Source organism: Streptomyces sp. NPDC058326, assembly GCF_042879855.1.
Classification (GTDB): Bacteria; Actinomycetota; Actinomycetes; order Streptomycetales; family Streptomycetaceae; genus Streptomyces.
Genome location: NZ_JBHVZO010000003.1, coordinates 309,765 through 322,128, shown reverse-complemented (window position 1 = coordinate 322,128; position 12,364 = coordinate 309,765). Strand labels below are relative to the sequence as shown.

Annotated in this window: 13 protein-coding genes; 6 read left to right on the top strand and 7 right to left on the bottom strand. The window is 73.6% G+C overall.

Annotated features, from left to right (window positions below; translation table 11 throughout):
• The first annotated feature begins 4 nt into the window (after window positions 1-4).
• The 4 genes from ACFVYX_RS07065 (at window position 5) to ACFVYX_RS07050 (ending at window position 2,171) form a co-directional block, all read left to right on the top strand.
• The gene (locus ACFVYX_RS07065; RefSeq protein WP_389680316.1) at window positions 5-637 is read left to right on the top strand and encodes a glyoxalase; all 633 of its coding nucleotides are present in this window, start codon (window positions 5-7) and stop codon (window positions 635-637) included.
• Between the two features lie 63 nt (window positions 638-700).
• Entirely contained in the window at window positions 701-1,186 is a 486-nt protein-coding gene (locus ACFVYX_RS07060; RefSeq protein ID WP_389680315.1) for an iron chaperone, read from the top strand.
• 342 nt (window positions 1,187-1,528) lie between these two features.
• Complete coding sequence (locus ACFVYX_RS07055) at window positions 1,529-1,732, top strand: cold-shock protein (RefSeq protein WP_030210008.1); 204 nt, start codon at window positions 1,529-1,531, stop codon at window positions 1,730-1,732.
• Window positions 1,733-1,886: 154 nt separating this feature from the next.
• A complete protein-coding gene (locus ACFVYX_RS07050) occupies window positions 1,887-2,171 on the top strand; it encodes an SCO5918 family protein (RefSeq protein ID WP_389680314.1) in 285 nt (94 codons plus the stop codon).
• A 90-nt stretch (window positions 2,172-2,261) separates the two neighbouring features.
• Here the strand turns inward: ACFVYX_RS07050 and ACFVYX_RS07045 are convergent, their stop codons facing one another.
• Together ACFVYX_RS07045 and ACFVYX_RS07040 are read right to left on the bottom strand one after the other, a co-directional pair.
• Window positions 2,262-2,621 (bottom strand): hypothetical protein, encoded by a 360-nt coding sequence (locus ACFVYX_RS07045; RefSeq protein ID WP_389680313.1) that lies wholly within the window; start codon window positions 2,619-2,621, stop codon window positions 2,262-2,264.
• Between the two features lie 138 nt (window positions 2,622-2,759).
• Window positions 2,760-3,362, bottom strand: coding sequence for an MBL fold metallo-hydrolase (locus ACFVYX_RS07040; protein WP_389680312.1), 603 nt, complete (start codon window positions 3,360-3,362; stop codon window positions 2,760-2,762).
• 98 nt (window positions 3,363-3,460) lie between these two features.
• On the opposite strand from ACFVYX_RS07040, the gene ACFVYX_RS07035 reads away from it, so the two are divergent.
• Window positions 3,461-4,420 carry a GlxA family transcriptional regulator gene (locus ACFVYX_RS07035; protein ID WP_389680311.1) on the top strand — a complete coding sequence of 320 codons (960 nt, stop codon included), beginning with the start codon at window positions 3,461-3,463 and terminating at the stop codon, window positions 4,418-4,420.
• Between the two features lie 121 nt (window positions 4,421-4,541).
• The gene (locus ACFVYX_RS07030; protein ID WP_389680310.1) at window positions 4,542-5,501 is read left to right on the top strand and encodes a D-2-hydroxyacid dehydrogenase family protein; all 960 of its coding nucleotides are present in this window, start codon (window positions 4,542-4,544) and stop codon (window positions 5,499-5,501) included.
• A gap of 100 nt (window positions 5,502-5,601) precedes the next feature.
• On the opposite strand, the gene ACFVYX_RS07025 is transcribed toward ACFVYX_RS07030, so the two are convergent.
• The 5 genes from ACFVYX_RS07025 to cobN all read right to left on the bottom strand — a co-directional run bounded on the left by ACFVYX_RS07025 (window position 5,602) and on the right by cobN (window position 12,298).
• Window positions 5,602-5,958 (bottom strand): GntR family transcriptional regulator, encoded by a 357-nt coding sequence (locus tag ACFVYX_RS07025; RefSeq protein WP_389680309.1) that lies wholly within the window; start codon window positions 5,956-5,958, stop codon window positions 5,602-5,604.
• Between the two features lie 2 nt (window positions 5,959-5,960).
• Entirely contained in the window at window positions 5,961-6,923 is a 963-nt protein-coding gene (locus tag ACFVYX_RS07020) for a hypothetical protein (protein WP_389680308.1), read from the bottom strand.
• A 196-nt stretch (window positions 6,924-7,119) separates the two neighbouring features.
• Complete coding sequence (locus ACFVYX_RS07015) at window positions 7,120-7,995, bottom strand: alpha/beta fold hydrolase (RefSeq protein WP_389680307.1); 876 nt, start codon at window positions 7,993-7,995, stop codon at window positions 7,120-7,122.
• Between the two features lie 129 nt (window positions 7,996-8,124).
• The gene (locus ACFVYX_RS07010; protein ID WP_389680306.1) at window positions 8,125-8,442 is read right to left on the bottom strand and encodes a MarR family winged helix-turn-helix transcriptional regulator; all 318 of its coding nucleotides are present in this window, start codon (window positions 8,440-8,442) and stop codon (window positions 8,125-8,127) included.
• 250 nt (window positions 8,443-8,692) lie between these two features.
• A complete protein-coding gene (gene cobN / locus ACFVYX_RS07005) occupies window positions 8,693-12,298 on the bottom strand; it encodes a cobaltochelatase subunit CobN (RefSeq protein ID WP_389680305.1) in 3,606 nt (1,201 codons plus the stop codon).
• Between the last annotated feature and the right edge of the window lie 66 nt (window positions 12,299-12,364).

Genomic DNA, 12,364 nt, shown 5'->3' with positions numbered 1-12,364 from the left:
TCCCATGAACGCCATCGCCTCCGTCACCCTCGAGGTGGCCGATCTCCCGGCCGCCGACCGCTTCTACACCGCCTCCGGTCTGGGGGCCCATGTGCGACTGCGGGCCTCGGACGCGCCGGCCACCGGCTTCCGCGGCTTCACCCTTTCGCTCACGGTGTCCCAGCCGGCCGACGTACGGCTCCTCGTCGACGCCGCCCTGGCCGCCGGCGCCACCGAACTCAAGCCCGTGGCGAAGTCCTTCTGGGGCGTCGGCGGCGTCTTCCGGGCCCCGGACGGGACCCTCTGGAAGGTCGCGACCTCGGCGAAGAAGGACACCGGCCCCGCCACCGGCCGGATCGACCGGTTCGTCCTCCTGCTCGGTGCCGCGGACGTGGCCGAGAGCCGGAAGTTCTACGTCGAGCACGGCTTCACCGTCGGGAAGAGCTTCGGCCGCAAGTACGTCGAGTTCACCGCCGGTGACAGCCCCATCAAGCTCGCCCTGTACGGGCGCCGCGCCCTCGCCAAGGACGCCGGTGTCCCGGTCGACGGCGAGGGATCCCACCGGATCGTGCTCGGTGGCGAGGGCACCGGCGCCCCCTTCACCGACCCGGACGGGTTCGCGTGGGAGGCCGCCGCCGTGGCCTCCACCGCCCACTGACCCCACCGAGTCACCGCCCGACGGCATCTCCCCACCCCAGCCTTGTCAGAGAGGAACCGCGCCATGAGCACCCGGACGTCCACCGAGAGCGGCAGCGCCGGCACAAGCGGCGAGACGTACGACGGTTTCACCGAGGAGGAGCGCGACGCGATGAAGGAGCGCGCCAAGGAGCTGAAGGCGTCCGCGCGCCGCGGTGCGCGGACGGCCAAGGCCAGGGCCGACGGGGAGGCCGAGGTGCGCGCGAAGATCGCCGAGATGCCGGACGCCGACCGGGTCCTCGCCGAGCGGCTCCACGAGATCGTCGCGGCGAGCGCGCCGGACCTGACGCCGAAGCTCTGGTACGGGATGCCCGCGTACGCCAGGGACGGCAAGGTCGTCTGCTTCTTCCAGAGCGCGCAGAAGTTCAAGACGCGGTACGCGACGCTGGGCTTCAGCGACCTGGCGCGGCTCGACGACGGCGCCCTGTGGGCGACCAGCTACGCCCTGACGGAGTTCGGCGCCGCCGAGGAGGCGCGGATCGCGGCGCTCATCGAGAAGGCCGTCGCCTGAGGACCCTCCGGCGGCCCCCGCCCCGACGTCCCTGCCCGGCTTCGGGCAGGGAAATCGCGGAGACGTCACTGTGTGAATTCGAAGCGACGCGGGGCGAAAATTTGTCATGTAAACACACGGGATGGCGCGTGTCGAAATTCTTCACCCGGCACACATCGCGCCATCGTGCTACTGTCGATATCAGTTGCAGTTGTGGGTCCCGAACGACGAGTGCCCCTTCCGGTTCTACCGGCGCTGGGCACCCTTTTTCATTTCCGGGCTTTTTCCGGGCGGGGCGATCATCGCAGCGACGCGGAGCACACAGGGTGTGGGCTCCGAGCACTGCCCCGAAGGAGAAATGACATGGCTACTGGCACCGTGAAGTGGTTCAACTCGGAAAAGGGCTTCGGCTTCATCGAGCAGGACGGTGGCGGCCCCGACGTCTTCGCCCACTACTCGAACATCGCCGCCCAGGGCTTCCGTGAGCTGCAGGAAGGCCAGAAGGTGAGCTTCGACATCGCGCAGGGCCAGAAGGGCCCGACCGCCGAGAACATCGTCCCCGCCTGACGCCAGGCGCTGACGCGTAGCACGAGCTGACGAGCTGAGGCCCGCACCTTTGGGGTGCGGGCCTCAGCTCTTTGCACCTCATCGCCGGCTGCGGGAATTTCTGGCCGGCCCTCTTCTGGAACAACCTCTGGACCGCTTCTCCGCAGGAGTCATCATGCGCTGTGTCATCGCCCGCTTCCCGTTCGAGCTGACCAAAGCCGGCGTGCTCGAATCGATGAAGGGCGTCAAGCCCGAGCCGGCCGTCGGTGACGTCGTCGTCATCGGGCGCCGCCAGTTCCCCGTGAAGCAGGTGGGCGAGGTCGTCACCCGCCAGGACCGCCGTGATTTCAGTGCCGGCGAGGTCGTACGGGCGATGACGAAGCTCGGGTTCACCTGCCTCACCGTCCCCGCCGAGCAGCCCGCGGAGCAGCCCTCCGAACAGCGTTTCGACACGTTCTGAGCCCTGCGTCCGCGTGCGGGGGCCGAGCGGGCGGCGGTGACCGTCCGAGTACGGCTGCCCAGCCGCCGCCCGTCGTCGTACGCGGCTCGCTCAGTGGTCGGAGTAGCGGAAGTCGCCCACCGTCCAGGCGCTGACGTCCGAGAGGGCGACCCGGTACATCCCGCCGGTCTCCGGGATACCGACGGTGCCCTGGAGGATCCGGGCGAGGTGGAAGTGCAGGTGGGTGGGTGGCCCTTCCTTCCGTTCGGAGGGGCTGAAGATCCCGGAGAACTCGGCGAGGCGGGTGGAGTCCGTCAGGACCTCGGACACGCGCTGTCTCCACAGGGCTTCCGGGGCCAGCCGACCGGTGAGGACCACACCCCCCACGACCACCGTCAGGGACATCTGATTGCTCTGCCCGGACTCCACCGTGGCGGCAATGTCAACGAGCAGCTCGTCAGGCTTCGACATGAAAGCCGATTCTAGGGGGTGTCCTGCCCATCGGACCGGTCTCGCGACGTCCGGCCTGATCGGCAGGACACCGGCGCCACCCCCAAGGACACCGGGCGCCGCCCCCACCCTCAGCGGAACGCCCGCGCCCGGACTCCCCTACAGCGGTGCCGTGCCGTCCGCCGGGAAGGCCGGGCCGTGGCCCGGGACGATCACGTCGGCCGTGGCGAGGACGCGGAGGCGTGAGTCCTTCAGGACGGTGTGGTCCGGGGCCACCGGGTCCTCCACCGGGCCGTTCGGGCGCCACCAGAGGTCGCCCACGAAGGCGACGACACCCTCGTCCGTGCCGGCGAGGAGCGTGATGTCCTCGGGGCTGTGGCCGGGCGTGCGGATCAGCCGCAGGGACGGGGCGAGCTCATGGCCCTCGGCGTCGCGGTCGGTCCACTGGTCGTTCTCGTAGATCGCCTTGTGGTCGTGGACGCGGGCCCGGCCGAAGAGGCCGACGTTCATGGTGTTGTCCGGGTGGTGGTGGCTGAGCACCACATCGGTGATGTCGTCGGGGCCGAGACCGAGTTCGGCGAGCGGGCCGAGGATCCGGTCGCGGCTCGCCACCATGCCGGGATCGACGATCACATGCCGGTCGCCGTCGCGTACGTACGAGACGGTGGCGGCGACCCCGGGGCCGGTGGAGAGCGTGTAGCCGGTGGTCAGGATCCTGTAGGCGGCGGTGCGGCCGCGGGGTGCGTCGTCGTGGTGTGTCATGCCCCCAGTCTTCTGCGGCGCCGGGCCCGCCACGAGTGGCCGTACTGCCATCGATCGCGGGAATCGTGCCACGCGGGCCGCGTGGAAGACTCGCCCCCATGCCGCCGCCCTTCGTGACCGTCGCCGCCTACGCCCCGCACCGGGTGGGCATGCTCGGCGCAGGGATCGTCTCCGAGGTGTTCGACGCCCGCGGCGGAGACCTGCCCCGCTTCGACTTCGCGCTCTGCACCGACCGGCCGGGGACCGTCCGCACCGACGTCGGGCTGCCGCTGGTGGTCGAGCACGGCCTCGACCGGCTCGCCGCCGCCGACCTGGTGATCGCGCTGCCCTGGGCGGAGTTCCGCACACCGCCGGGGCCCGCCGTGCTCGACGCGCTGACCGCCGCCCACGCGCGCGGGGCGCTGGTCGCGGCCCACTGCGTCGGCGCGTTCGCGCTCGCCGCGGCCGGGCTGCTCGACGGGCGGCGGGCCACCACCCACTGGCGGTTCGCCGGGCTCCTGGCCGAACGTCACCCGGACATCACCGTCGAACCCGACGCCCTCTACGTCGACCAGGGCCCGATCGTCACGGGCGCGGGCGCCGCCGCGGGCTTCGACCTGTGTCTGCACCTGCTGCGCCGGGAGTACGGGGCCGCCACGGCCAACGCCATCGCCCGGGACCTGGTGCTCCCGTCCCACCGGGACGGCGGCCAGGCCCAGTACCTGGCCACGCCCGTCCCCGAGGACAGCCGGGACGAGCGGCTCACCGACGTCCTCGCCTGGGCCAGGGAGAACCTCCACGAGCCGCTGCCCGTCGCCGAGCTGGCCCGCCGGGCCCTGATGAGCCGCCGTTCCTTCGCTCGCCGTTTCGCCGCGTCCACGGGGACCACCCCGCACGCCTGGCTGCTCTCCCTGCGGCTCGGCCGCGCCGAGGAGCTCCTGGAGACCACGGACCTCCCGGTCGAGGAGGTCGCCCGCGCGGTCGGCTTCGGCAGCGCGGCGGTGCTGCGCGCCCAGTTCGTACGCCGCCGCGGCGTCCCGCCCCGCTCCTACCGCCGCTCCTTCAGCCGTACGCCCTGACCGCGGGCCGTGAACTCGTGGGCCCCGGACGCCCCTTGTCGGTCAGGCGGGGCCCGCGGGGGCAGGGCGCGGTGAGCCTGTGCCCTGGGCACGGCCGGGGAGCCTGCGCGATCATGCCGTCATGAATCTGCGCTGTGCCGTACTCGACGACTACCAGGGCGTCGCCCTCACCCACGCCGACTGGAGCCCGCTCGCCGACCGCGTCGACGTACGCGTCCTGCGCGAGCACCTCACCGACCGGGACGCGCTCGTCGCCGCCGTCGAGGACTGCGAGATCCTCGTCGTGATGCGGGAGCGCACCCCCGTCGACGCCGCGCTCCTCGCCCGGCTGCCCCGGCTCCGGCTCCTGGTCACCTCCGGCATGCGCAACGCCTCCGTCGACGTCGCCGCCGCACGCGCGCGCGGGGTCACCGTCTGCGGGACCGCCAGCAGTCCCGCACCGCCCACCGAGCTCACCTGGGCGCTCCTTCTCGGCCTCGCCCGGCACGTCCCGGCCGAGGCACGGGCGCTGCGGGAGGGCGGGCCCTGGCAGTCCACCGTCGGGGCCGACCTGGCCGGCCGGACCCTCGGGCTCGTCGGCCTCGGCAAGATCGGCGCCAGGATGGCCGCGATCGGCCTCGCCTTCGGCATGGACGTGCGCGCGTGGAGCCCGAACCTGACGGAGGAGCGGGCGGACGAGCACGGCGTGCGGCTCGCGAAGGACAAGCGGGAGCTGTTCGCGGACAGCGACTTCGTCTCGCTCCACATGGTGCTCTCCGAGCGCACCCGGGGCCTGGTCGGAGAGCCCGAACTTCGGGCGATGCGCCCGCACGCGTACCTCGTCAACACCTCACGGGCCGGTCTCGTCGACGGCGGCGCGCTGCTGCGGGCGCTGCGCGAGCGGTGGATCGCGGGGGCGGGCCTCGACGTCTTCGAGACCGAACCGCTGCCCGTGGACGACCCCCTGCGGTCCCTGCCGAACGTCCTCGCGCTGCCCCACCTGGGGTATGTGACGGAGGGGAACTACGGGCGGTACTTCGGCCAGGCGGTCGAGGACATCCAGGCCTACCTGGACGGCGCGCCCGTACGCGAACTCGCCTGACCCCGTACGCCGACCGTCCACGCGCGCGCGTACGCGAGCCGGCCCGGCCCGGCGTGCCCGTACGCGGGCAGGCCCGGCCGGAGCGTCCGCCGACCCGGGCTCAGCCCAGGCTCGTACGGGCCAGGTCGAGGAACTCCTCGTCCGTGAGGCCGAGTCCGCGTGCCTCGGACGCCGCCTCGCGGAGCCGGGAGACCAGGCGGGCGCGGTCGGGCGCGGTGGCGCCGGGGACGATGACGGCGCCCCGGCCGCGGCGGAGTTCGATCAGGCCCTCCTCGCGGAGCCGCTGGTAGCCGCGGAGGACGGTGTGGACGTTGACGCCGAGGGAGTCGGCGAGTTCCCGGGCGGCCGGGAGGCGCTCACCGGGCGCGGCGGAGCCGTTGGCGAGGGCGCCGCGGACACAGGCGGCGATCTGGTCGCCGAGGGGCGCGGTGGAGGCCGGGTCGACACGGAAGAGCACGGTCAGACCTTCCCATGGCGCTCGGCGAGCGTGTTGAGGAGGGCGGCGGCGGTCCGCGCGTCGGGCACGGTGACCACGAACTCGCGCCCGCTGCCCCGCCGTACGACGAGGGCCTCGCCGGTGTGGAGGACGACGCCGGTCCTGTGGGCCCGGACCCGGTAGCCCCAGCCGCCGAAGTCGGTGATCACGGCGGCGGTGTCGAGCTCCCTGACGTCCGCGCCCACGACGTCGTCGAGCGGCACCCGGACCCGGGGCCGGGGCACGAGCGAGGGCCCGACGGTGACGCCGCGCCGGTCGACGGCGACCCTGACGCGGGCGAGGGCGAGGCCCGGCACCCCGATGACGAGGCCGAGCAGGGCGAGCAGGGCGGCGGGCCAGGGCGCGAGGAGCAGACCGGCCGGGACGGCGGCGAGGGCGAGCACCGCGAGAACGGTCAGCGGGCGGGAGACGGTGGCGCGGGACCAGCCGGCGACCTCGCTCGCACCGAGCGTGAGCCGGGGGCCGTCGGCCGCGCCGGTGTGGGCGGGGGGCGCGTCCGCGGGGAGGAGCGAGGCCAGCGCCCATCCGGCGAGGCCGAGGACCGCGGCGGCGGCCGCTCCGACGGCCAGGTCGGTGAGGGGGGCGACGACCTGGGCCGGATCGGTGGCGTCCAGGTTGGCCCGTACGAGAAGGACGAGCAGCGCTCCGAGGAAGCCGGCCGTCGCCCACGCGCCCCAGAGGGCGGTTCGGCGGACGAGGAGCGTCCAGCCGGTGCCGAGTCCGAGGAACAGGACGGCGGTGATGACGGCGAACGCGGTGTGGCCGGTGAAGCCGTCGGCGCGGCCGCCGTCGCCCACGGTGAAGTGGGTGGCGAGGGGGTCGGGGAGCCGGTCCTGCCAGAGGTCGAGCAGCAGCAGGGACGCGGCGGGGGCGAGGGCGAAGGGGAGCGCGGCGAGGGCGCGGAGCAGGGGCGTGGCACGGTGCATGGAATCCTCCGTTGTTCGCACCAGGATAGAACAAGTTGTTCGTACTCCGCTAGAACAACTCGCTTCTCTTCGGGATGCGGACGCCGGCCACCGACGCTTGACCGGCGCGACCGATGCGTGGTCGGCGGTGGAGCATCGGAAACGCCGACGCGGCGGCGGCCTGCAGGCCGCCGCCGCGTCACCGAAGGAGCAGCCGTCAGCTCCGGCTCTCCTCCAGGACGGCACGCAGTGCCTCCGCGAACTCCGCGGGGGCGCCGTGCTGCCCGAACTCCCCGCCCAGGAAGCCGCCGTGGTGGCTCGGGAAGACGGCGAGCGGGGTGCCGAGCCCGTCGGCGACGGCCGCCGCCGCGCGGGCGGCGAACTCGCCTTCGGACTCCTTCCCCGCGGCGACGACGATCCGGGTCGGCGCGGCGCGCAGGGCGGTGAAGTCGGGGCGGTACGAGGTGCAGCCGCGCATGTTCTGGCCCAGCAGCGGATCGTCGCGCCTGCCGTCGTCCTCGGTCGGCAGGCCGAACGCGGCCGGGGAGGGCGCGGGCTCCTCGGCCCAGTTCGCCGGGATCGGGCCCTTACGGCTCGTCAGGGCGAGGAACTTGGCCATCCCGGGCCCCCAGCCCTCCCGCAGATAGGTCGCGTGGACGTCCGCGCAGACCCCGAGGGCCGCCTCCCGGTCCGGGACGACCTGGGCGGTCGGCGGCTCGTGCGCGACGAGGGTGTGCACCAGGTCGCCGCGCCGGGCCACCAGGGCGAGGGCGTTGACGGCGCCGCCGCTGCTCGCGAAGACGTCCACGGGGCCGGTGCCGAGCGCCTCGATCAGCCGGGCCAGGTCGTCGGCGTGCTCCTCGGGGAGCGTCTCCGCCGCGCCGTCGGTGCGCTCGCTGCGGCCCACTCCGCGCGGGTCGTACGTGACGACGGTCCGGTCGGCGAAGTGGGAGGCGAGGGTGGTGAAGCCGGTCGCGTCCATGGGGGAGCCGATGAGCAGCAGGGGGCGGTCGGCGGTGCCGGTGCCGGGCCGCACGTCGTAGCGCACGGCCGCGCCGGTGGTGTCCAGGGTCCGGGTGTCGGTCTCGGCCATCGGTCTCTCCTCGGTGGTGGGACGGTCAAGGGGTAGACCCCGGTCACCACCGGAACTCATCGGCCGTACGGCCGGTGAGCGGACTTCTCCCCGGGATCCCGCCGGTCGGGCGGGCACCGGGCGGAGCCTCTACCCGGCGCCGCAGTCGTGGTCGACGGCGTCCACCACGACCCGGTCGAGCAGCCCGCGCAGCACCGTCCGCTCCGCCTCGGTGAGATCGCCGAAGAGCTCGCTCTCGGCCGCGGTCACCGCCGCGTCGACCCGTTCGAGGGCCGCCGTGCCCGCCTCCGTGATCTCCACGATGTGACGGCGCCGGTCGGCCGGGTCACGCCGGCGCTCCGCGAGCCCCGCCGCCTCCAACTCGTTGAGGACGGCCACGAGTTGGCTGGGATCGATCTCCATCGCGGCGGCCAGGTCGCGCTGACCCATGGCCCCGGACGCGGGCACGGTGAGCGTCCCGGACGGAGCCGGACCGCCGCGTCAGGAGACGGCCCCACCCACCGACCCCCGTACGGTGGGCGAGGCCTTCGGAACGGACCGCACGGACGAACTGCTCGCCCTCGGTCTCTCCTCCGCCGGGGACCTGACGACCCCGGTCCGGCAGCTGTCGACACGACAGCGCCGGAAACGGACAGGGCTTCCGGGGCCGTCGTCTCGAACCGGCCCCGGAACGCCCGGCCCCGCGCTGAAGTGCGCCCTACTCGTCGTCCCCTTCGAGGTCGCCCTCGGTCTCCAGGAACACCTGGCGCAGGGCGGCCAGGGTCTCCGGGTCCGGCTTCTCCCACATGCCGCGCGACTCGGCTTCGAGGAGCCGCTCCGCGATGCCGTGCAGGGCCCAGGGGTTGGCCTCCTTCAGGAAGGCCTGGTTCTCCGGGTCGAGGACGTACTCCTGCGTCAGCTTGTCGTACATCCAGTCGGCGACCACGCCCGTCGTGGCGTCGTACCCGAAGAGGTAGTCGACCGTCGCCGCCAGCTCGAACGCGCCCTTGTAGCCGTGGCGGCGCATCGCCTCGATCCAGCGCGGGTTGACCACGCGGGCGCGGAAGACCCGGGAGGTCTCCTCGACGAGCGTGCGCGTCCGGACGGTCTCGGGGCGGGTGGAGTCGCCGATGTACGCCTCGGGGGCGGTGCCCTTGAGCGCGCGGACGGTCGCCACCATGCCGCCGTGGTACTGGAAGTAGTCGTCGGAGTCGGCGATGTCGTGCTCGCGGGTGTCCGTGTTCTTCGCCGCGACCGCGATCCGCTTGTACGCCGTCTCCATCTCGGCGCGCGCCGGGCGGCCTTCGAGCCCGCGCCCGTACGCGTACCCGCCCCACACCGTGTACACCTCGGCGAGGTCCGCGTCCGTCCGCCAGTCCCGCGAGTCGATCAGCTGGAGGATGCCCGCGCCGTACGTGCCGGGCCGGGAACCGAAGATCCGGGTGGTGGCGCGCCGCTCGTCGCCGTGCTCGGCGAGGTCGGCCTGCGCGTGCGCCCGTACGTAGTTGTCCTCGGCGGACTCGCCCTCAAGGCCCGCGACAAGCCGGACGGCGTCGTCGAGCAGCCCGATGACGTGCGGGAAGGCATCGCGGAAGAAGCCCGAGATGCGCAGCGTGACATCGACGCGCGGGCGGCCGAGCTCCGCCAGGGGGATCGGCTCCATGCCGTTGACCCGGCGCGAGGCCTCGTCCCACAGCGGGCGGACGCCGAGCAGCGCGAGCGCCTCGGCCACGTCGTCGCCGGCGGTGCGCATCGCGCTCGTGCCCCACAGGGAGAGCCCGACGGACGTCGGCCACTCCCCGTTGTCGGTGCGGTAGCGCTCCAGGAGCGAGTCGGCGAGCGCCTGCCCGGTCTCCCAGGCCAGCCGGGACGGCACGGCCTTCGGGTCGACGGAGTAGAAGTTCCGGCCGGTCGGCAGGACGTTGACCAGGCCGCGCAGGGGCGAACCCGACGGTCCCGCCGGAACGAAGCCGCCGTTCAGGGCGTGCACGGCGTGCGTCAGCTCGTCGGTGGTGCCGGCGAGACGCGGCACGACCTGCTCGCAGGCGAAGCGGAGCACGTCCCGCACCTCGGAGCCGTACGCGGCGGCCACGGTCTCGACCGCGGTCACCTCCCAGCCGGCGGCCTCCATCGCCTCGACCAGCTCGCGCGCCTTCGCCTCCGCCTCGTCGGCGGTCGTCCGGGTCGCCGCCGACTCGTCGAGGCCGAGCGCCTCGCGCAGGCCCGGCAGCGCCTGCGTACCGCCCCAGATCTGGCGGGCGCGCAGGATGGAGAGGACCAGGTTGACGCGGGCCTCGCCCTCCGGGGCGCCGCCGAGGACGTGCAGACCGTCGCGGATCTGGGCGTCCTTGACCTCGCACAGCCAGCCGTCGACGTGCAGCAGGAAGTCGTCGAAGCCGTCGTCCTCCGGGCGCTCCTGGAGACCCAGGTCGTGGTCGAGCTTGGCGGCCTGGATCAGCGTCCAGATCTGGGCGCGGATCGCGGGCAGCTTCGCCGGGTCCATGGACGAGATCTGCGCGTACTCGTCGAGCAGCTGCTCCAGGCGGGCGATGTCGCCGTACGAGTCGGCGCGGGCCATCGGCGGCACCAGGTGGTCGACGAGGGTCGCGTGGACGCGCCGCTTGGCCTGCGTGCCCTCGCCCGGGTCGTTGACGAGGAAGGGGTAGACCAGCGGGATGTCGCCGAGTGCCGCGTCGGGGCCGCAGGCGGCGGACAGGCCGGCGTTCTTGCCGGGCAGCCACTCCAGGTTGCCGTGCTTGCCCAGGTGGACCATGGCGTCGGCGCCGAAGCCGCCGTCCTCGGCGCGGGCGGCGATCCAGCGGTAGGCCGCCAGGTAGTGGTGGGACGGCGGGAGATCGGGGTCGTGGTAGATCGCGATCGGGTTCTCACCGAAGCCGCGCGGCGGCTGGATGAGGATCAGCAGGTTCCCGCGCCGCAGGGCCGCGAGGACGATGTCGCCCTCCGGGTTGCGGGAGCGGTCGAGGAACATCTCGCCGGGCGCCGGGCCCCAGTGCTCCTCGACGTGGGTCCGCAGCTCCTCGGGGAGCGTCGCGTACCAGCGCTTGTAGTCGGCGGCCGGGATGCGGACCGGGTTCCGGGCGAGCTGTTCCTCCGTCAGCCAGTCCTGGTCGTGGCCGCCGGCCTCGATGAGGGCGTAGATCAGCTCGTCGCCGTCGCCGGAGACCAGGCCGGGAAGCTCCTCGGCCGGCCCGAAGTCGTAGCCCTCGGCGATCAGCCGGCGCAGGAGGGAGACGGCGGAGGCGGGGGTGTCGAGGCCGACGGCGTTGCCGATGCGGGAGTGCTTCGTCGGGTACGCGGAGAGGACGAGCGCCAGCTTCTTCTCGGCGTTCGGGATGTGCCGCAGGCGCGCGTGGCGGACCGCGATCCCGGCGACGCGGGCGGCGCGCTCGGCGTCGGCCACGTACGCGGGCAGACCGTCCTCGTCGATCTCCTTGAAGGAGAACGGGACGGTGATGAGCCGGCCGTCGAACTCGGGGACGGCCACCTGGCTCGCGGCGTCCAGCGGGGAGAGGCCCTCGTCGTTCTCCTCCCAGGCGGACCGCGAGCCGGTCAGGCACAGGGCCTGGAGGATCGGCACGTCGAGCGCGGCGAGCGCCCCCGCGTCCCAGGCCTCCTCGTCGCCGCCGGCCTGCGCCTCGGCGGGCTTGGTGCCGCCGGCGGCGAGGACGGTGGTGACGATGGCGTCGGCTGCCCGCAGCTCCGCGAGGAGTTCGGCCTCGGGGGCGCGCAGGGACGCCACGTACAGCGGGAGCGGCCGCGCGCCGGCGTCCTCGATCGCGTCGCAGAGGGTGCCGACGAAGGCGGTGTTCCCGCTCATGTGGTGGGCGCGGTAGTAGAGCACGGCGACCGTCGGGCCCTCGGTGCTCCTCGGGGTGCGCTCCAGGGGTCCCCAGGTGGGGGCGGCGGCCGGGGCCTCGAAGCCGTGGCCGGTGAGCAGGACGGTGTCGGAGAGGAAGCGGGCCAGCTGCTCCAGGTTCGCGGGGCCGCCGTGCGCGAGGTAGGCGTGCGCCTCGGTGGCGACGCCGACGGGGACGGTGGACGTCTCCATCAGCTGGGCGTCGGGTGCCTGTTCGCCGCTGAGGACGACCACCGGCTTCCCGGCGGCGCGGACCGCGTCCAGGCCGTCCTCCCAGGAGCGGAGACCGCCGAGCAGCCGTACGACGACGAGGTCGGCGCCGTCCAGGAGACCGGGCAGCTCGGCGAGGGGGAGACGGGAGGGGTTGGCGAAGCGGTACTCCACGGGGCCGCCGGCCGCGCGGGCGCTGAGCAGGTCGGTATCGGAGTGCGACAGCAGCAGAAGCATGGCGAGCGCAGGCCTTCCTCGGGGTTGTCCGCGCCCCGGGTGGTCGTGTGGGTTGGGGCCTCCCCT